Genomic DNA, 20,120 nt, shown 5'->3' with positions numbered 1-20,120 from the left:
AGCTTACCGAAAGAGGCCCATGTCTTTTCACAATCAGTCCAAAAACAGCCGCTATATCTGGGTTTTTCTCTGTTTCCTGCCGTTATATACGCAGACACCCTGTTTGGCAGCCCGCGCTAATGACGACTATTTGGCGTACCATCGCGCCGTTATCGAAGCAGAAACGGCCATCGCTGCCCAGGACTACACCAAAGCGTTAAGTCTTTATGTCCGATTATTCGATAGCCATGACTTTGTCTTTTTGCGCGACTACAAAATAGCCACTCAACTTGCGCTATACATTGGTAAAACAGACGATTCTTTCGTCTACCTGAAAAAAGGAATTACCAGTGGGTGGACCATGAAGTCTATCAAAAAAAATAAATTTCTGGGGAAACTCCAGCGGCTTGATAACTGGAAAACGACTAAACAATCATACGATTCTCTGCGTAGCGTTTACCAGGCCCATATAAACCCGGCATTGCGAAAACGAGTGCAAACGATGTTCAGGAAAGACCAGTGGAAGGCAATAGGAGCCTTGTTTACCTTGAGCTCAAAAGCGCAACAACGGTACGCTGAAAGAAAGTTTGCCCCGCACAGTGAAAAGCAGTTAGCGCAACTCAACCAGATTATTAGCACATACGGCTATCCTGGAGAGAGATTGATTGGCAACAATTACTGGACATCCACAATCCTAAGTCATCACAATTCGATGAGCACACGGTATGCCGTGAAAGATACATTGTACCCCCACCTGAAAAACTCATTACAGCAAGCGGTACTAACTGGGCAAATGTCACCCTACGAATTTGCCATCATCGAAGACTGGTATATTGCTATTAGCAGTGATCATAAAGAAAAATCATACGGCTACCTAGGGGCATTAACGGAAACGGAACTGGTTCGGGCTAATCAGTTACGAAGCCAAATCGGTCTGCGAAGTGTGGAAACAAGAAACAAATTGATCGATATTGAGCAACAGACAGGAATGGATTTCTACCTGCCCGGACGGCCACAACTCAACGGGAAAATACGCATCATCCAGCCTTGAGGGCTTTCTCCTTGCCTAGCCAATTACCCGAAACAAGCGATTCCAGCGGATTTTGTGCCAAATATCAGCCGGAACTGGGTCGATGGACATCCATACGAAAACGGCTTTCCCCACAATGTGGTCTTCGGGAACAAAACCCCAATAGCGGGAATCTTCTGAGTTGTGGCGATTGTCGCCCATCATGAAGTAGTAATCCTGTTTGAACGTGTATGTTGTGATGGGTTGACCATTGATGCGAATACCAGTAGGGGTTATCAATACCCCGGAATTCTCCTCATACCGCTGGATAACCGGGCCGTACACCGAGATAGTATGCTTATTTATAGGGACCGTGACGCCTTTTTTGGGCACCGTTAGCGGCCCGTAATTATCCTGATTCCAGGCGTGGGCCGAACCACCGTAGATACCCGGCGTAACCTGGTCAACCGGTTCGCGCATGGGCTCAATGCCCTTTACCCAGTCAAAATCAGCGAATTTCTCTCTAACCGCCTGCGTCATGTTGACCCGATAACCAACTAACATCGGCGTTTTTGTAGCATCATTAACTGATTCGAGGGGCTGCCAGTTAATGAACGGTCCTTCGGGTGATTTAAAATCGTTGACGATGTCGTATTTTCGAAAAAATCGCTCGTCGAGTACCTCATTGGTTTTTACGAAATAGGTCGTTTCGGAGCGGGGCGGGGTTAGGAATAGTTTCCCATTAATGAACACCTGCTCCTGCCGGATTTCGATAACATCACCCGGAATACCGATGCACCGTTTTATGAAATTGGTCTTTAAATCGGTTGGATAAGCAGGTTCACCGGCTTTGGGAGGGGGATAATTGAAGACCACCACATCGCCGTTTTTGATGTGTGTAAAGCCGGGAAGGCGGTAAATGGGCAGTTGGATAGCGGTACTGTAGGAGGGGAGTTCCGTACCCCAAATCTTCTGGTGCGTAAGGGGCACCTGTAGTGGCGTTTTGGGCGTTCGGATACCATAGTGCAGCTTGCTGACAAATAAGTAATCGCCCACCATCAGACTATTTTCCATTGAAGGTGTCGGGATAGCGTACGCTTCAAATGTTAAAAACCGAATGAGCGTGGCGGCAACTACCGCAAATAAGACTGAATCGAACCACTCCCGAACGGGCGATTTTTTTACCCTGGGCGGTTTATTGCCCCACTTTCTTTTTGCCTGCTGCATAACCGACACTGATTAATTGAATGTAGGATAAGGACCAAAAACGAAATATAACCACCGGTGTCATAGAGTCTTCTCTATTTTTACACCGATGGTTATTTGGCAGGCTAAACGCTTCTTTCCCAAGTTTAGTAATTAGTACCCACGTGCTGTATTGTCCGCTCTGGGATCGGATGCTCCCTCGTAGGAACCATCGGGACGTACCAGCACGCAATCCATCCGACCCAGGGTGTTAGTTAGTTTTTCCAGTACGTAGCCCCGGTTTTTGAGATAGTCAATTGTTGGTTCGGAGAAGGCTCCATTTTCAAAGATTGTTTTGTCGGGGAGCCATTGGTGATGAAACTTGAGCGCGTTGACAGCCTGTTGCATGGTCATGCCGTGTTCAATCACGTTCAGGATGGTCTGGTACACCGAGGTCATAATTGTGGAGCCGCCCGGCGTACCCACTACCATAAACAGCTTACCCTCTTTTTCCAGAATAGTTGGCGTCATGGACGACAGCATCCTCTTGTTAGGGGCAATAGAATTGGCTTGATTACCTACCAGGCCATACATATTTGGAACCCCCGGTTTCACGCTGAAATCGTCCATTTCATTGTTCATGAAAAAACCGGCTCCTCCCACTACAACCCGGCTACCATAACCCCCATTTAATGTAGTCGTGATACTAACCGCATTGCCATCTTTATCCACTACCGAAAAATGGGTTGTTTCCAGACTTTCGTAGCCGGGAAGGACGCCCCCTTTCAGGTCGTTGCTGTTGGTAGCTTTGGCCCACGAGAAATCAGTCCAGCGGCTGCGTAAGTAGTCGGGGCTGATAAGTTGAGCGACCGGTACTTTTACAAAATCAGGGTCGCCCAGAAATTTGGCCCGGTCGGCATACACACGCCGTTCGGCTTCTATCATCACCTGTGTAGTACTATCGCGGTTCCAACCCCATTTGCGCAGGGGAAATGGCTCCACGAAACGCATCATCTGGATTAATGCTACGCCCCCGCTGGAGGTGGGCGGCATGGTAATTACATTGTATTGCTTGTAGCTTGCCTGAATGGGATCGCGCCAGACGGAGTGGTAGTTTTTCAGGTCTTCTTCGGTAATGATTCCTTTCCCGCGTACCATCTCTTCGGCCAGCAGCCGGGCGGTTTCTCCTTCGTAGAAGCCAGCCCTTCCCTGCGCCTGAATCCGTTGCAGCGTTTTGGCTAAATCGGCCTGAACCAGTTTGTCGCCGGGATGCCACGTTGTAGTATCCGTTGGAACGGTACTCTTCACAAAGTATGATTTGCCGGGATTAATTTTATCGAGGTCACCTTTCACGCGGTTCAAACCGAGCGCATCCCGTTCAGTAAGAGCAAACCCATTAGCGGCTAAATCAACGGCGGGTTGCAGCACCTGCGCCCAGGTAAGTTTACCAAATCGTTTGTGTGCTTCGGCCATGCCATCTACCGAACCCGGTACCCCACTGGCCAAGTGTCCACTAATACTTAAACCGGTCCGGACGTTTCCCACCGAATCGAGATACATATCTTTGGTCGCTGCGGCCGGGGCTTTTTCGCGGTAATCGAGGGAGTAGGCTTTTCCCGCATTGTCCCGATAAACCATAAAGCCGCCACCGCCAATGTTGCCCGCACCGGGATATACTACCGCCAACGCAAATTGTACGGCTACGGCCGCATCGACGGCATTACCCCCGGCTTTCAAAATGGTCAGCCCCACCTGCGATGCTTCCGGGTGTGCCGAAGCAACCATGCCATTACGCCCCGTTACCCCAACCCGGTCTGAGAAGAAGAGTTTAACGGTTGGGTCTTCGTCTTTATACTGGTAAACACCCTGGCTTTGGGTTACTCTTTTATCGGTCGGGGTGGTAGGGGACTGCGTTTTGCAGGTAATTAATCCGGCGGCAACGAGAATGAACAGGGAATACCGGGTAATGGATGGCTTCATAGGAGCGGTTATGTTAGGTTGTAATCGCTTTGCAAACTACAAAAAAAGCAGCCTTCTTCCTCTGCTCAAATCAACCACTTATCCAGTACAGTCCCATCCTCATCCCAAATGCGTTGTTGAATCAACTACAATGTAGTACATTCATTGGCACTTTCGCTCTTTACTACCCGATGGCCTTCATTCGTCAGACCCTTGAAAGTTTCCGGTTTGCCTGGCAGGCGCTCCGCTCGAATCTCCTCCGCACGATGCTCTCGCTGCTTGGCGTAACCATTGGTATTTTTGCCATTATTGCCGTGTTTACGCTGGTCGATTCACTGGAGCGCAATATTCGGGACAGTCTATCATTTATCGGCGATAAGGTAGTGTACGTCGAAAAATGGCCCTGGGTTTTTGGGGGCGAGTACCAATGGTGGAAGTACTTTCAACGCCCGGAGTCTTCTTATAAGGAATATCGTTTGCTAAGTGAACAACTCGAAAATGCCGAAGCTGTAGTAGCCATGTCGTTCAAAGGTCGGGTTACCGTCAAGAATGGCAATAATAGCATGTCGTCGCTTATTCAGGGCACTACGCTGGATTACAACAAAATTTCGGATGTCCCGGTCAGTCAGGGTCGGTATTTCACCCAACAGGAAATCGACGTATCCCGGAATGTGGTCATCATTGGGTCCGACGTAGCCGAAAATTTATTCCCGAATCAGGACCCAACGGGCAAAACGTTTAAAATCAATGGCCTGAATTTCACGGTTATCGGTGTTCAGGAGAAAAAGGGGGAGAGCATTATCAATGTAGGCGGCAATCCTGACATTAAATGCATAATTCCCTATGGGGCCTTTGCTAAAATGTTCCACTCGCTTAACCCGAATGTCAGAATCGCGGTGAAGGGTTATGCTTCCGATCAGGGTTTACTAGAACTGGAAAGCGAAGTCAGAGGTATTATGCGTACCCGGCGCGGACTTCGCCCTCTGCAGGATGATAACTTTTCCATCAACCGGCCTGAGGCACTGGCGCAGGCTATCAGTGGCATTTTTACTGTGTTGACTCTAGCTGGTTGGGTAATTGGTGGGTTCTCTATCCTGATTGGTGGGTTTGGTATTGCCAATATTATGTTCGTCAGTGTGAAGGAACGCACCAATATCATTGGCATTCAAAAATCATTGGGTGCCAAGAATTATTTTATTTTATTTCAGTTTCTATTTGAGGCTATTCTGCTAAGCCTGGTAGGCGGGCTGGCGGGTATTCTGCTGGTTTATTTACTATCGTTCCTTGACTTGGGTAGTCTCGACCTTCAGTTAACGGCGGGCAATATTGCGCTTGGCCTGGGGGTTTCCAGCATCATTGGTATTGTATCGGGCATCGTTCCTGCTTTCTCGGCCTCCCGTATGGACCCCGTGATTGCCATCCGGGCAAAGTAAGACATAAGGCTGGGGTTTTTGGTATATGGTTTACGGTTAGCTGGCGCGTCATCCATATTTATGCGCCCGTTAACCGTATACCAAAAACTATTCTCCCCTGGGCACCACCAGGACCACATCTTCTTTTTCAATAATCACCTGTCCGGGAGCCATACCTTTGGGTTTACGAACGAATTTTTTTGGCGTTACAGTAACGGGGCATAAACTATCCGTTCGGCGTTTTGAGTGCCAGGCCGCTAATTCAGCGGCCCGCTCGATAACAGGCCGGGGAAACGGTTTACCAGCCTGATACTTCAAAATTACGTGCGAACCGGTTACATCGCGAGCGTGCAGCCAGAGATCATCTTTATAAGCATATTTCTGGGTCAACAGATCATTGTTTTTTGCATTCTTGCCAATCAGTACCCGAAAGCTATCAACCATTACTTCTTTAAAAAGAGGGCCTGATTCAGGCGTTGCGGTCTTAGTAACACCTGGCAACAGGGTTTGCTTACTGAATCGACGTAGTTCTTTGAGCGTTTTAATGTCTCCCAACTCCTCTTTCTGTTGCTTAATCTGCTGGAGTTCGCGTTCCCGCGAATCAATCAAATTGGCTAAGTGCTGTTCTTCAATCTTTTCATTTTTCGCCTTGCGGTAAAAGTTTTCAGCATTTTTCTGCGGACTAAGTTCTGATTTAAGTTTGATGGTTACCGGCTGATCCCGGTAAAAGTCGTATAACGTTAACCGTTCAGGCGATTTTGCACCGGGCACTTGTGGTATATCGTGCAGATTAGCCATCAGGATATGGCCCACTTCCTCGTGGCTGGCCGTTTCTTCCCGAATCAGAATTCGCTGCATAGCTGCATCAAGTTGATATTCAATTCTTTTCTGATTTTTCTCAAGCAGTCGCAACAGGGTAGTTTTTTCCTGTTCGAAAAGGCTGATACCCGTGTAGGCGATGTAAAAACCAGTGGCCGCTTCCATAGGGTCACTATAGTCACGTTGTATATTGCCCATCGACAACAAGCTCAATGTAGGCTTATGATGCAGACGAGTCAGATGGTAATGGGGATGCTCAAGTTGGTGCAGGGTTTCCTGTATAATATCCCATTTAGCCTTTTCATCTACGGCATTTTGCTGCTCAATCCACTCATTTACTACTTTACCGAACGTGGGAAATAATATCCTATGGTCGAAACCGGCACGCTCAAAAGCTTCGTAAGACTGGTCAATAGGACGGTCAAATTCATTCAGCAATAATTGTCCGTCACCTACCAACTGCCGATTAAAGGAGTCGATGACGTCATTATTCTGGAAAGCTAACAGGTTAGGACGATTCCCGAAAAATTTGAACAAAAGCGAGAAACCACCCTCCAGTACAATGGCCAGACAGCGCTCATTCAGAAATGAGCGTACGTCAGTTACCCGGTGTTCGTTACCCGGCTCTCCAACCACTACTTCCAATAAATTGACGCTATTGGTTCGGGCACGATGTACTGTTTCAGGAAATACTAATCCAGAGAAATCGGGACGAAGTGTCGCTTTTACATAAAATGGCTTATAGTAGTTACTTTTCCCCCTTGCCTGCGCAAAGACTAGTATTACCTCATCCCGGTCCTGGCTAAAACATTCCATAAATCGCAGACCAGAACCAAGCTGGTCAGATGATTCGGGAAGGGTTATCAAGTGTGATTTAAGAGCCGGAGCGAGTTGCCGGAGGAAGTAATAGTTCGTGTGCATAAGGCCACAAAAGTAATGCAACCGCAACGTTAACCATATGTAAATTAAGGGTTAAAAAAGGACTAAAACATCAAAATCTTTTATAACTATTCATATATTAAATTTATCTTACGTGAGTATATATACTTAATTACCAGATAGTTATTGGTTTGGTTAGTATGATTAAATAGATAATTAATACTCCTTTAATTATCTGCCTTTCATATTTTTATTAAAATTTCTTTTTGAAATATAATTTAAACGATATAATTTTGATGTGTTTAACTCAATTTAAAACCAACCTAATCTTCATGAAAGCAACGCTCTACAGGTTTCTGCAGACCGCTTTTTTGGGTGCAGCCCTGCTGCTATGGAGCTTTAATGCTTCTGCCCAGGACCGTCGTTTGACGGGTAAAGTTACGAGTGTCGATGGCCCGGTTCCGGGAGCCAACATTGTACTGAAAGGTACGCAAACGGGTACTTCGACTGACGCAAATGGTGATTATTCACTCAACATTCGGGGCAACAATCCAGTATTAGTGATATCTGCTATAGGATTTAAAACCCAGGAAGTAAACGTAGGAAATCGTTCAGCCCTTAACATTACTATAGAAGATGATGCTACGGCACTGTCGGAAGTAATTGTTACGGGTTATACGACAGACAACAAACGTGACAATACCGGTGCTGTATCAACTGTAAAAGCAAAAGACCTAGCCGCTATTCCCTCGGGTAACGTTGAGCAACAGTTACAGGGCCGTGTATCCGGCGTAACGGTTATTACGAACGGACAGCCTGGCACAACCAGTATTATTCGGGTACGTGGTTTTGGTGCCTTTGGTGGTAACGAGCCGTTGTACGTTGTAGACGGTGTGCCAACGGGAGGTGTCAACTTTGTTGCACCGGACGATGTCGAATCGACTACAGTGCTGAAGGATGCTGCCGCTGCCTCTATTTACGGAGCACGGGCCGCCAACGGTGTGATTGTCATTACAACCAAGAAAGGACAGCGTAAAGCCCGTAAACTGAGCATCAGCTATGATGGGCTCTATGGTTTTACCGATCCAGGCAAAGGCCTGCCAATCCTGAACCCACAGCAGCAGGCCGACTGGACCTGGAATGCAATTAGAAACACGGCAATCGCCAATGGCGTAACCCCGGATTTTAGTAATGTTGCCGGTGGACAGTACGGAAAGGGACAAACCCCCGTTTTACCGGATTACATTAACGTAGGTGGTGTAGGGGGTGTTGTCGGTACCGTCGATTTAGCCGCTGCAAAAGCTAAATACAACACTGATATTACTGCTGGCCCCATTTATCAGGTTGTTCGGGCAAATAAAGAAGGTACCGATTGGTATAAAGCCATTACCCGTAATGCACCTATTTTCCGGCAAACGCTCGGCTTCTCCGGTGGTACGGAGAGCAGCCGCTATTATGTTAGCTTAGGTATGCAGAATCTGCAGGGTATTCTGTTGAACAATAGTTCGACCCGTTATAATTTTCGGGTTAATACGGAGTTTGACGTAACCAAGAAACTGCGGTTTGGTGAAAACCTGCAGATTACCTATTTGTCGAACAAAGGTATTACAGGTGGTAATGGTGGACGGGGTGTATCGGCCGATGAGAATGACATTCTTCAGGCTTTCCGGATGCCACCAATCATTCCGGTATATGATGAATTCGGTGGGTATGCCGGTACTGCAGCTCCTGGTTTTAACAACCCGCGTAGCCCTGTGGCTAACCGCGACCGTATCGCAAATAACGGCAACTTTAATGCTCTTGGCTTCGGTAATATGTACTTGGAGTACGACCTTATCGAAGGACTAACGTTACGTAGTAATATTGGTCTACAGTATGGCAGCTACTATTTCACCGGCTACGGGCCAAGACAGTACGAGAACTCGGAAAATAACACGACCTACACGTTTAATGAAGGATCGGGTTATAACTTCGGTTATACATTTACGAACCAGGCTCAGTACCAGAAAAAAATTGGTGTTCATAACATCGATTTACTAGCAGGTATCGAAGCACTCAACACGGGTCGTGGCCGGAACGTAAGCGGCAACGGTACTAATCCGTTCTCGCAGGATGTTTCCTACGTAACGCTTAGTAACCTAGCTACCACCGGTCGTCAGGCTAACAGTGACCTCTTTAGCGGTGTAAACTTTTACTCGCTGTTCGGTCGTGTTAACTACATCTACAACGATAAGTACATTTTGACGGGCGTTGTTCGTCGTGATGGTTCGTCCCGCTTTGGTGCTAACAATCGATATGGTGTATTCCCGGCTGTTTCGGCAGCCTGGCGTCTGTCGTCGGAAGATTTCATGAAAAATCTCCCATGGGTATCGGACCTGAAAGTTCGGGGTGGCTACGGGTTAATGGGTAATTCGAACAACGTTGACCCAAATAATCAGTATAGTTTGTTTGCCTCTAATCCAGGTAATGGCTATGATATCAACGGAACAAACTCATCCATCAGCCCAGGTTTCTTCAGAAGCCGTATTGGTAATGCCGATGCTAAGTGGGAAACCAGTACTACCTCCAACTTTGGTATCGATGGATCATTTCTGAACAACCGCCTAGAAGTTATCTTCGACCTGTGGCGGAAAGATACCCGGGACTTGCTGTACACAGTTCCACTCGCTGGGGTGGTTGGTGTGCGGGCGAATGCTCCTGCCGTTAACATCGCAAGTATGCGTAACCAAGGTGTTGATATTCAGATCATCACCCGTGGTAAGATTACTGGTGATTTAACCTACGAACTGAACGCAACGGGTGGTTTTCTGAAGAACGAAATCCAGTCCCTGGCGCCTGGAAACACCTATTTTGATGCGGGTGGTACTCGCCTGAATGGAAACGTGGTTCGTAATCAGGAAGGGCAGTCTATTTCTTCTTTCTTTGGTTATAAAGTGATTGGCCTGTTCAACACAGCCGAAGAAGTGAAAAGTGCTCCAACGCAGGAAGGTGCCGGACTAGGTCGTTTCCGTTATGCGGACATCAACGGTGATGGAAAAATCACGTCGGATGACCGGACATTCCTGGGCAGCCCGGTTCCAAAGTTTAACGGTGGTTTGAACCTGACCCTGCGTTACAAAGGTTTTGATTTCAATACATACGCCTACACATCGCTGGGGAACAAGATTTTCAACAACTCGAAGTGGTTCACGGATTTCTATCCCTCCTTTACGGGAGCAGCGGTTAGTGCTCGTGTCTTGGATTCCTGGACACCGACTAATACCAACACAACCATTCCCATATTTGAAGGTGTATCAAACTTTAGCACCAACACCGTACCTAATTCATATTACGTGGAGAATGGTTCGTACTTCCGCCTGCAGAACGTATCAGTGGGATACAATTTGCCTACTACCATGCTGAATTCAATTGGATTACAGCGTGTACGGATTTCAGCCTCAGCGAATAACTTGTTCACCGTCACCAAGTACACTGGTCTTGACCCTGCCGTTGGTGGTAATGCTGATTCTAACTTTGGTATTGACGTAGGTAACTACCCCCTGACCCGGAGTTATAATGTAGGTTTAAGCATTGGTTTCTAATAGAAAAACCAGATTGGGAGGATGGTATTATCATACTCTCAATCTGGCATTGATAACGTTTATACTCGAAATCAAAAAATGAAAAATACAATAAAAAAAGGAGCGGGCCTATTGGTGTTGCTCTCCTGTATCACATTCGCCTGTAAGGATCAATTCCTTAACGTGGTTCCTACCGGTCAGTTAGCTGGTCCTCAGTTAACGACAAAGGCTGGTCTTGATGGCCTTCTGCTGGCGGCCTACTCTCAGTTAAACGCCCGTGGGTTTACTCAGTCTGCCAGTTCCTTCAACTGGGTAAGGGGTAGTATTTCGGGTGGTGAAGCAAATAAAGGCTCTAACTCGGGTGACTTTAACGCTCTGACTCCATACCAACGGTATGAGTTGCAGGCTGCCAGCGGAGAGGTGAACCAGAAATGGCAGGCCATGTTCGAAGGAGTTAGCCGTGCTAACGCTACCTTACGTACGCTGACTTCTGCGGGTGCCGATGTAGCTGATGCCGACAAAAAACGGATTACGGGCGAAGCGCGTTTTTTGCGCGGTCATTACTATTTCGAGTTGAAGCGGGCATTTAACATGGTTCCTTATATCGACGAGACAAAGGACTACGGAACTGGTATTACAGAAGTGGGTAACGATGCGAGTATCTGGCCTCAAATTGAGGCAGATTTTAAATTCGCTTATGATAACTTGGTTGAAACCCCAGGTGCTGCTGGCCGTGCTAACAAATGGGCTGCCGCTTCTTATCTGGCCAAGACGTATATGTACCAGAAAAAATACGCAGAAGCAAAAGCACTTTTTGACCTGATCATTGCCAACGGAAAAACGGCTAATGGTAAGAAGTACGGTCTGGTGCCTCAGTATTCCCGTGTATTTAATGCGGAGTTTGATAACAATGAAGAGTCCGTATTTGCTATTCAGGCGGCAGCCAACGCAGGTAGTTCAGACAATGCCAACCCAGATTTAGTACTCAACTTTCCTTACAACACGGGTTCAAATGGCCCGGCAGGTTGCTGTGGATTCTTTGCACCTAGTTTTGACCTTGCTAACTCATTCCGGGTTGATGCCAAAGGATTACCTTTATTGACAGGCGTTACCGAGAAAGACCAGGCAAATGGACTTTATAATTCAGCCGCCAACCAGCTAAAAACCGACCAGGGCATTGATTCCAAAGCTGCCTTTACACCTGACACTCGTCCGGTTGATCCTCGTCTGGACCACTCTCTTGGTCGTCGTGGCATTCAGTATCTGGATTGGCAGCCCCACCCAGGTCTGGACTGGATTCGTGACCAAGGCTTTGCCGGTCCTTACTCGCCCAAGAAGTTTATTTTCTATAAATCGCAGGATAAGGTTTTAACAGACGGTAGCTCTTGGACGGATGGCTATTCAGCTATCAATTACAACATTATTCGTTACGCCGATGTATTGCTAATGGCTGCTGAAGCCGAAGTAGAAGTAGGAAGTCTAGCTAAAGCTCTTGAATATGTAAATATAGTACGGGCACGGGCTGCCAACCCAGCGGGGTTTGTTATGCAAAATGGTGTGCCGGCAGCTAACTACGTGATTAGCCCGTACGCATCGTTTGCGGACAAAGTGTTTGCTCGCAGTGCTGTTCAGTTCGAGCGTAAGCTAGAGTTATCAGGCGAAGGCCACCGCTTCTATGACCTAGTTCGCTGGGGTATTGCCGCTCCTGTACTAAATGCTTACTTGGCCTATGAAGCACCTCTGTTGCCAACGGGCTTCCTCGGTGCTAAGTTTACGGCGGGCAAAGATGAGTATATGCCAATTCCTCAAACGCAGATTGACCTTCAGAAGGGTCTGTTTAAGCAGAATTCTGGTTATTAATTTTTAATATTGGTTTAGTTAAAACGCTCACTCTTCCAACAGAGTGAGCGTTTTGCTTTTAATGATGAATGAGTAGCCCGGCAGATTGGGTGCCTTATTCCACCACAACGCCAGTGTATTTATTTATAACTCGTCATTAACCCTGATGGACCTCGCTCAACTCCGCGCCGAACTTCGGCAGGAACACAAAGATATTCTGGCTTATTGGCAACGGTACGCACCCGATGCTAAACAGGGTGGCTTCTACGGCCGGGTCAATTACCAGAATCAGCCTGATATCAGGGCGGATAAGGGAATTGTGCTCAACGCCCGCATCTTGTGTTCCTTCTCGGCGGCTCTGCGGCATACCCACCACGAAGAATACCGCACCACAGCTGATCTGGCTTTTCAGTATATCCAGCAACACTTTGTCGATCCTCAACACGGTGGTGTCTATTGGTCTGTAACGGCTGATGGTCAGCCTAAATACCCGCTCAAACACTTGTATGGACAGGCTTTCGCCCTCTATGGGTTGAGTGAGTACGTACGCGCTACACGTTCTTCTCCCGCTCTGGCACTGGCTAAGGCGCAGTTTCAAAACATGGTCAGGCACGCGTACGATCCTCATAAGGGTGGATTTGTGGAAGCGCTGGCGCAGGATTGGTCACCGGCAACGGACTATATTATCAGTAAATATGATAACCACGAAAGCAAAACGATGAACACCCATCTCCATTTGCTGGAGTCGTTTACAAGTTTATACCACGTTTGGCCCGATAAATCCGTCGCCGATCAGATACGGGGAATGCTACGTGTATTCATCGATCATATAGTTGACCCCAGAACGTATCGCATGAACTTATTTATGGATAACGACTGGAAAGTTCGGCGGACGGCAGTTTCGTATGGTCACGACATTGAAGCTTCCTGGCTTTTACCCGAAGCGGCCAATGTGCTGGCGGAAAGAAATTCGACCGACAAAGCGCTGCAGAAGACCATACGTACATTAGCTATAAATATGGCTCGTGCTGCCGTAACCGGCTTTGACCCCAGCGACGGTGGGATGAACTACGAACTGGAACCCGACGGCCACCTTAACACCGAGCGCTCCTGGTGGGTGATGGCCGAAGCAATGGTTGGTTTCATGAATGCGTACCAGCTTACCCACGAGAGGGCGTTTCTGGATAAGTCAATTCGGAGTTGGGAATTCATCAAAAAGTACCTGCTCGATCTTAAAAATGGCGAGTGGTTCAATGGCGTAACCATTGACCACAAGGTGTTGGGTAACGATAAAATCAGCATGTGGAAAGCCCCCTACCACAACAGCCGGTCCTGTCTGGAAATGCTCGAACGGCTGGAGCATCTGCGGTGAGTGACGAACCCTCTTTTTGCGTCTATGGTTATAGCGTAGTGCCGCCCTCTTCAGATCGGCCGTTAACCGTTTTTCCATTGGCTGATTCCGAACGGACGGCTTTTTACAATGCTTTATCCTAATACCTTAGAAACTAAATTAGGGTTCGATACCATCCGCGAACGGCTGAAAGAAGCCTGTATCAGTCCGTTGGGCCAGGATTATGTGGAGAAAATTCGCTTTACCGATAACGTACAACTGATTGACAAACTACTTAGGCAAACAACCGAGTTTAAGCAGATTGTCCAGTACGAACCCGATTTTCCGAATAGTAACTATCTCGATGTCCGGCCTCAATTGAGCCGTGCCCGCGTAGAAGGCCTTGCCCTGACCGAAGCCGAATTTTTTGATCTGAAATTAGTACTGCGTACAGTTCAGGACTGCCTGCGATTCCTGACAAAGCGTGAAGACAATAACTTCCCGTTCCTGCGCGAAATGGCTGGGCCGGTGGGCGTTGATAAAAAAATACCAGACAGCCTGGAGCGCGTTATCGACGACCGGGGCAATGTTCGTGATTCGGCCTCGCCCGAACTGGCCAGCATTCGTCGGCGCATTATTAGTGAACAGGCTAACCTCCGCAAACGACTCGACAGTATTTTGCGTCAGGCTCGCCAAAACGGCTGGATTCCTGACGACCTGTCCCTCACCATTCGCGGAGGGCGGCTGGTCATTCCGATTGCAGCCGAGCACAAACGCAAGATTAAAGGCTTCGTACATGACGAGTCGCAGACGGGGCAAACGGTATTTATCGAACCAGCCGAAGTTTTTGACGCCAACAACGAGGTTCGTGAACTGGAATACGAAGAACGGCGCGAAATATACCGGATTCTGCTGACCCTTACCGACCAGATTAGACCGCATCTGGAAGAGTTGAAAAAGGCCATTAATTTTCTGGCGCAGATTGATTTTATCCGCGCTAAAGCCAAACTGGCCATTCAGTTGAATGCCGTCATGCCTAAACTTCAGGAGCGGCCACTGATTGACTGGACGGATACCCGGCACCCGTTGCTGCATCTGTCATTTACCAAACAGGGAAAAACCGTAGTACCGCTAAGCGTTCGTCTGGACCAGAAGGACCGGATTCTGATTATTTCAGGCCCAAACGCGGGTGGTAAATCAGTGGCTCTGAAAACCCTCGGTCTGGTGCAGTATATGTTGCAGTGTGGCCTGCTGGTGCCCATGAACGAGTATTCTGAGATGGGTGTTTTCCAAAATTTGTTCATTGATATTGGCGACGAGCAATCGCTGGAAAACGACCTTAGTACGTATTCGTCGCACCTTACGGCCATGAAGCAGTTCCTGGTCGGTGCCAATAAACGAACGCTGTTTCTTATCGACGAATTCGGAACGGGAACAGAACCGGGCCTGGGTGGCGCCATTGCCGAGTCGATTCTGGAAGACCTTAACAAATCTGGGGCCTATGGGGTGGTAAACACGCATTACACCAACTTGAAAGTAATGGCCGACAAAACTTCTGGTCTCATAAACGGGGCGATGCGTTTTGATGGCGAACATTTGGAACCCCTCTACCAGTTGGAAATCGGGCGACCGGGTTCCTCATTTGCGTTTGAGATTGCGCAGAAAATCGGTTTACCAAAAGACGTTATTGACCGGGCTAAAGAAAAGTTGGGTAATCAACAGGTGAATTTTGAGAAATTGCTGAAAGAACTGGACATTGAAAAGCGGGTCTTCTCGGAGAAAAATCTGGAGATAAGCATTAACCAGCGTAAAGTAGCGCAACAACTGGCTGAATACACAGCCCTGAAAACGCGGCTGGATAATGAGCAGAAGAAACTTATCAACGATGCCAAACAGAAAGCGAAAACGCTGGTGCAGGAAGCCAATCAGCGGATTGAGAGCACCATTCGGGAAATAAAAGAAAATAAAGCCGAGCGGGAGCCGACCAAACTGGCGCGGCAGGAACTCGAACGGTTTGAGCAACTTGAACTAAAGCCAGAACCTATCATTGCTGAAACGCCCAAACCGGCCGAAGAGGAGTTTGAAAAGGATGGTGGAGCCATTGCCGTCGGGAGCTACGTTCGGATCGCCGGACAGTCCACAGTTGGAGAGGTCCTAGCACTCCGCGGAAAAGACGCTGAAATTCGTATTGGCGACTTGAAATCGAACGTTAAACTAAGCCGACTCGAAAAGGTCAGTAAGAAAACATTCAAAGCCGCCACCGATGTGCGCGACGACCGGCCTCGTAGTCAGGGCATCGACATGAACGAGAAGATGCAGAACTTCAGTTTCAACCTTGATATTCGGGGTAAGCGGGGCGAAGAAGCCATTGGCGAAGTAGACCGTTTTTTCGATGACGCGCTGATGCTTGGTTACCCTGAACTCCGCATTGTACATGGCAAAGGAGACGGTATTTTACGAACGCTGGTCCGAAATCACCTGCGGGGTTACAAACAGGTGGGTAAAATGGAAGATGAACACGCCGACCGGGGTGGGGCAGGAGTGACGATTGTAAAGATAAAATAACGGTTTATGGCATTCGGTTTACGGTTGTGCAAAGTGGTTCTCTGCTAATGGCAGTCCATTTTTTAACTCGCCCGGCGCACCCGAATCCAATAAACTGTCAACCCAAACAAGATGAAAGCTGTAATTTTTGATATGGACGGGGTCTTGGTGGACACCAACCCACACCACCGTACCGCATGGCGGGAGTACTACCAGCGCAACGGAAAGCTATTGAGCGATGCCGATTTTGTGCAACACGTTTCGGGTAAACATAACGCCGATATTGTGGCTCATCTATTTGCCGGTCAGACACTAACGCCGGAGGAAGTTCATCGGCTCAGCCATGAAAAGGAAGCGTTATTTCGGGAAATCTACCAGCCGGATATTAGGCCCGTGGCTGGCCTTATTCCATTTCTTAAAGCCTTGAAGGAAGCCGGTTTAAAACTGGCTGTCGCTACATCGGCCCCGGTCGAAAATCTTGACTTCGTTATGGATACGCTCAATATTCGGTCCTATTTTGATGCCCTGCTGAATGAGAGTATGGTCAGGCATCCCAAACCTGACCCCGAAATCTATGAGAAAGCCATGGAAATGCTCGGTGTTGAGCCGACAGACTGTGTCATTTTTGAGGATTCGATGACGGGCATTCAGGCTGCCAAAGCATCGGGGGCTACCGTTGTAGGCATGGCTACAACCCAGACACCGGATGAACTCTATTCGTTTGTGGATGACGTAGCGCATGACTTTACGGATATCACCCTCGACCGGCTACTGGGGCTGGTTAAGGATTTTTAAGAATAGTAGACGCGCAAAAACCGTATTTTTACTTTTCATCACTTTACTATGCCCCAAAAAACGCTTTTTCTGCTCTCTCTTGCCGGTTTACTGAGCTGGTCGGGGCTGGCGTGGGCACAGGGAAAATACGTGGTAGGGACCGTCATTGACCAGACAACAAAATCGGCGGTCAACAAAGTGACAGTTGTTAACCAACGCACCCGTCAGCGCGGTCGTACGAACGAAAGCGGGCGTTTTTTTATGACCGTCCAACCCGGCGACTCGCTTATCATCACCAGTCAGCTTTACAACCGCACAGGTATTAAGTACGACGGTTCCGAAAACCCAACAATTATTGCCAAAGCGCTCCCTCCCATGCCCTATCGGGTGGTCGAACTGGATGAGGTAACCGTGACCGGGAAACGATATGAGGAAGTTAAACGCGAAATCAGGCAGATACTCGATGAGCCGGTTGCCTCCAAAAAAGTAACCGGCGAGCAAACCTTCGACCGGCTGGCCGATGGCGCAGGCGTAACGTTACTGTATGAAATGTTTGGCAAACGACCCAAATCGGACCGGAAAGCCTACTACATCATGCAGCAGGACCGGCGACATGCTCTGGCCCTCGAACGATTCCGGTTACTGACCGAACAATCCACCGACCTGAAAGCGGATGACATAGACCGCTTCTTCGACTTCTGCGAGCTGGATGATGAGTTTCTGCTTAAGGCCGAAGACTATGACCTGATTAACACCATTCAGCAATTACGAAACCGGTATCGGGATGGCTTCAACCGCCCCAGCCGAGTAGCGCCCGAACCAGGAAAAAACCAGCCTCCCCGACAACCATAATGTTGTCGCCTATCCTTGTTGGGTTATTGTCAAAATCAGGACAATCATCATCCATTTAAAGAGGCTTTGACATTTTCAGAGAAATGGGTAGTGAGCCTTCGTCAAGGATGTAGAAGCAGAGGAACGGGGATATTATAGAAAATAATTAACCTGATGTCTGCTTTCTCCGCGTTTTTATAAAAACTCCTTTACCATGAGCCATTCTAAAACCTCCGCCTACCCACCTGTTCCATCCGGAAAAAAATTTGATGCCATTGTCGTCGGGTCGGGAATCAGCGGTGGCTGGTCGGCCAAGGAACTCTGCGAGAAGGGGCTGAATGTATTACTGCTGGAGCGGGGACGCATGATTGAGCACGTCACGGATTACCACACGGCCACAATGGACCCCTGGCAGTTTCCGCACCATAACCAGGCTATGCCGCTGGATGTGGTGAAAAACTATCCTGTGCAGAACCGAACGGGCTTTACCATTACCGAAGCCACTCATCAGCAATTCGTCAATGACCTGGACAATCCCTATGTCGAAGAAAAACCGTTCGACTGGATTCGGGGCTATCATCTGGGTGGCCGGTCGTTAATGTGGGGGCGGTATTCGTTTCGGTTCTCGGACCTGGATTTCGAAGCCAATGCCAAAGATGGTATTGCTACCGACTGGCCAATTCGATACAAAGACATTGCACCCTGGTACGATTATGTGGAGAGGTTTGCCGGGATTGCCGGAAACCGGGATGGACTGCCGCACCTGCCCGACGGGCAGTTTCAACCCGCTATGCCCGATAACTGCGTGGAAGCACACCTTCGGCAAAGCGTAAATAACCAGTTTCCAGACCGGAAAGTAATTTCAGCGCGGGCTGCTCACCTAACTGCCCCTACACAGGAGCAGATGAATCTTGGCCGGGCCAAGTGTCAGTACCGCAACTTATGTATGCGTGGATGCCCCTATGGTGCCTATTTTTGCACGCAATCGGCCACGCTACCTGCTGCCCGACGAACAAAACGGCTCACTGTCCGGCCCCATTCCATTGTTAATTCCATTATCTACGACGAGAAAACCGGCTTGGCAACGGGCGTTCGAGTTATCGACGAGCAAACGCACGAATGGCACGAGTTCAACGCCAGCATAATTTTCCTGAATGCCTCGGCGCTGGGGTCTACCTATATTCTGATGAACTCTACATCCAACCGTTTCCCGAATGGAATGGACGATAGTGGACAATTGGGCCGTAACGTAATGGACCACCATTTTCACGTCGGCGCACGGGCAGACTATGATCATGATTTGGACAAATACTATTACGGTCGGCACCCGGCGGGGCTGTACATTCCCCGTTTCCGAAACCTGGTGGGTCAGGAAAAGCAATCGTTCAAACGGGGGTACGGATTTGAAGTGTACACCAACCGCGAAAACTGGGAGCATGCCTACAGTGAGGCCGGTTTTGGCGCTGATTTTAAGGAGAGAGCAACCCAGTTTGGTACCTGGAAAATCACGCTCGATGCATTCGGCGAGTGTATGCCCTATGAAGATAACCACGTGTACCTGACCAGTGATGTTAAGGATAAATGGGGGCAGCCCGTGCTGAAAATGGATGTTCACTACCGTGAGAACGAAACCCTGATGCGACGCGATGCCCACGATCAGGCCGTGCTGATGCTGGAGAAAGCGGGCTTCTCGAACATCAGCGGCTTCGATGCGCCTGCGCATCCGGGGCTGAGTATTCACGAGATGGGAACGGCCCGCATGGGGACCAGCCCGAAAAATTCTGTTTTCAACAAGTTCAACCAGCATCACAGCGTCAAAAACGTGTTTTGTACCGATGGGGCCTGTATGACCTCTTCACCCTGTCAGAATCCGTCACTAACGTATATGGCGCTCTCCGCCAGAGCTGCCGATTACGCCGTAAAAGCCCTGAAACGGGGTGACATTCCGCGATAAGTCAGATTTTGTAACGGGTACAGGCTTCGTATGGAGTAAGAGTTTA

The 20,120-nt window shown here is 48.5% G+C and carries 12 protein-coding genes; 9 read left to right on the top strand and 3 right to left on the bottom strand.

Going from position 1 to position 20,120, the window contains the following annotated elements; translation table 11 throughout:
* Positions 1 to 19 precede the first annotated feature (19 nt).
* On the top strand, positions 20 to 1,030 hold the full coding sequence (locus B156_RS0105625; protein ID WP_018618682.1) for a hypothetical protein: 1,011 nt from the start codon (positions 20 to 22) through the stop codon (positions 1,028 to 1,030).
* A gap of 15 nt (positions 1,031 to 1,045) precedes the next feature.
* On the opposite strand, the gene lepB is transcribed toward B156_RS0105625, so the two are convergent.
* The gene (lepB, locus tag B156_RS0105620; RefSeq protein WP_018618681.1) at positions 1,046 to 2,215 is read right to left on the bottom strand and encodes a signal peptidase I; all 1,170 of its coding nucleotides are present in this window, start codon (positions 2,213 to 2,215) and stop codon (positions 1,046 to 1,048) included.
* Between the two features lie 132 nt (positions 2,216 to 2,347).
* Entirely contained in the window at positions 2,348 to 4,153 is a 1,806-nt protein-coding gene (gene ggt, locus B156_RS0105615; RefSeq protein ID WP_018618680.1) for a gamma-glutamyltransferase, read from the bottom strand.
* A 170-nt stretch (positions 4,154 to 4,323) separates the two neighbouring features.
* On the opposite strand from ggt, the gene B156_RS0105610 reads away from it, so the two are divergent.
* A complete protein-coding gene (locus B156_RS0105610) occupies positions 4,324 to 5,565 on the top strand; it encodes an ABC transporter permease (protein ID WP_018618679.1) in 1,242 nt (413 codons plus the stop codon).
* 87 nt (positions 5,566 to 5,652) lie between these two features.
* Here the strand turns inward: B156_RS0105610 and B156_RS0105605 are convergent, their stop codons facing one another.
* Positions 5,653 to 7,284, bottom strand: a complete 1,632-nt coding sequence (locus B156_RS0105605) for an NFACT RNA binding domain-containing protein (RefSeq protein WP_026260621.1) — start codon at positions 7,282 to 7,284, stop codon at positions 5,653 to 5,655.
* A 290-nt stretch (positions 7,285 to 7,574) separates the two neighbouring features.
* Here B156_RS0105605 and B156_RS0105600 point away from each other — a divergent pair, with 290 nt between their 5' ends.
* From B156_RS0105600 to B156_RS0105570, 7 genes are all read left to right on the top strand, one after another.
* Complete coding sequence (locus B156_RS0105600; protein WP_018618677.1) at positions 7,575 to 10,823, top strand: SusC/RagA family TonB-linked outer membrane protein; 3,249 nt, start codon at positions 7,575 to 7,577, stop codon at positions 10,821 to 10,823.
* A 78-nt stretch (positions 10,824 to 10,901) separates the two neighbouring features.
* On the top strand, positions 10,902 to 12,662 hold the full coding sequence (locus tag B156_RS0105595; protein ID WP_018618676.1) for a RagB/SusD family nutrient uptake outer membrane protein: 1,761 nt from the start codon (positions 10,902 to 10,904) through the stop codon (positions 12,660 to 12,662).
* Between the two features lie 145 nt (positions 12,663 to 12,807).
* Entirely contained in the window at positions 12,808 to 14,013 is a 1,206-nt protein-coding gene (locus B156_RS0105590) for an AGE family epimerase/isomerase (protein ID WP_018618675.1), read from the top strand.
* Between the two features lie 108 nt (positions 14,014 to 14,121).
* Complete coding sequence (locus B156_RS0105585; protein WP_018618674.1) at positions 14,122 to 16,536, top strand: endonuclease MutS2; 2,415 nt, start codon at positions 14,122 to 14,124, stop codon at positions 16,534 to 16,536.
* Positions 16,537 to 16,647: 111 nt separating this feature from the next.
* On the top strand, positions 16,648 to 17,310 hold the full coding sequence (locus B156_RS0105580) for an HAD family hydrolase (protein WP_018618672.1): 663 nt from the start codon (positions 16,648 to 16,650) through the stop codon (positions 17,308 to 17,310).
* Between the two features lie 48 nt (positions 17,311 to 17,358).
* Complete coding sequence (locus B156_RS0105575; RefSeq protein WP_018618670.1) at positions 17,359 to 18,141, top strand: peptidase associated/transthyretin-like domain-containing protein; 783 nt, start codon at positions 17,359 to 17,361, stop codon at positions 18,139 to 18,141.
* Positions 18,142 to 18,334: 193 nt separating this feature from the next.
* A complete protein-coding gene (locus B156_RS0105570) occupies positions 18,335 to 20,074 on the top strand; it encodes a GMC oxidoreductase (RefSeq protein ID WP_018618669.1) in 1,740 nt (579 codons plus the stop codon).
* Positions 20,075 to 20,120 lie beyond the last annotated feature (46 nt).

The organism is Spirosoma luteum DSM 19990, assembly GCF_000374065.1.
In the GTDB taxonomy this organism is placed as follows: domain Bacteria; phylum Bacteroidota; class Bacteroidia; order Cytophagales; family Spirosomataceae; genus Spirosoma; species Spirosoma luteum.
This window is presented reverse-complemented; position numbering and strand designations above follow the sequence as displayed.

Excerpts from the sequence above, each read along its gene's own strand:
- lepB (WP_018618681.1), bottom strand. The coding sequence starts at position 2,215 with ATGCAGCAGGCAAAAAGAAAGTGGGGCAATAAACCGCCCAGGGTAAAA.
- B156_RS0105590 (WP_018618675.1), top strand. The coding sequence starts at position 12,808 with ATGGACCTCGCTCAACTCCGCGCCGAACTTCGGCAGGAACACAAAGAT.
- B156_RS0105575 (WP_018618670.1), top strand. The coding sequence starts at position 17,359 with ATGCCCCAAAAAACGCTTTTTCTGCTCTCTCTTGCCGGTTTACTGAGC.
- B156_RS0105580 (WP_018618672.1), top strand. The coding sequence starts at position 16,648 with ATGAAAGCTGTAATTTTTGATATGGACGGGGTCTTGGTGGACACCAAC.
- B156_RS0105570 (WP_018618669.1), top strand. The coding sequence starts at position 18,335 with ATGAGCCATTCTAAAACCTCCGCCTACCCACCTGTTCCATCCGGAAAA.
- B156_RS0105610 (WP_018618679.1), top strand. The coding sequence starts at position 4,324 with ATGGCCTTCATTCGTCAGACCCTTGAAAGTTTCCGGTTTGCCTGGCAG.
- B156_RS0105585 (WP_018618674.1), top strand. The coding sequence starts at position 14,122 with ATGCTTTATCCTAATACCTTAGAAACTAAATTAGGGTTCGATACCATC.
- ggt (WP_018618680.1), bottom strand. The coding sequence starts at position 4,153 with ATGAAGCCATCCATTACCCGGTATTCCCTGTTCATTCTCGTTGCCGCC.
- B156_RS0105600 (WP_018618677.1), top strand. The coding sequence starts at position 7,575 with ATGAAAGCAACGCTCTACAGGTTTCTGCAGACCGCTTTTTTGGGTGCA.
- B156_RS0105595 (WP_018618676.1), top strand. The coding sequence starts at position 10,902 with ATGAAAAATACAATAAAAAAAGGAGCGGGCCTATTGGTGTTGCTCTCC.
- B156_RS0105605 (WP_026260621.1), bottom strand. The coding sequence starts at position 7,284 with ATGCACACGAACTATTACTTCCTCCGGCAACTCGCTCCGGCTCTTAAA.
- B156_RS0105625 (WP_018618682.1), top strand. The coding sequence starts at position 20 with ATGTCTTTTCACAATCAGTCCAAAAACAGCCGCTATATCTGGGTTTTT.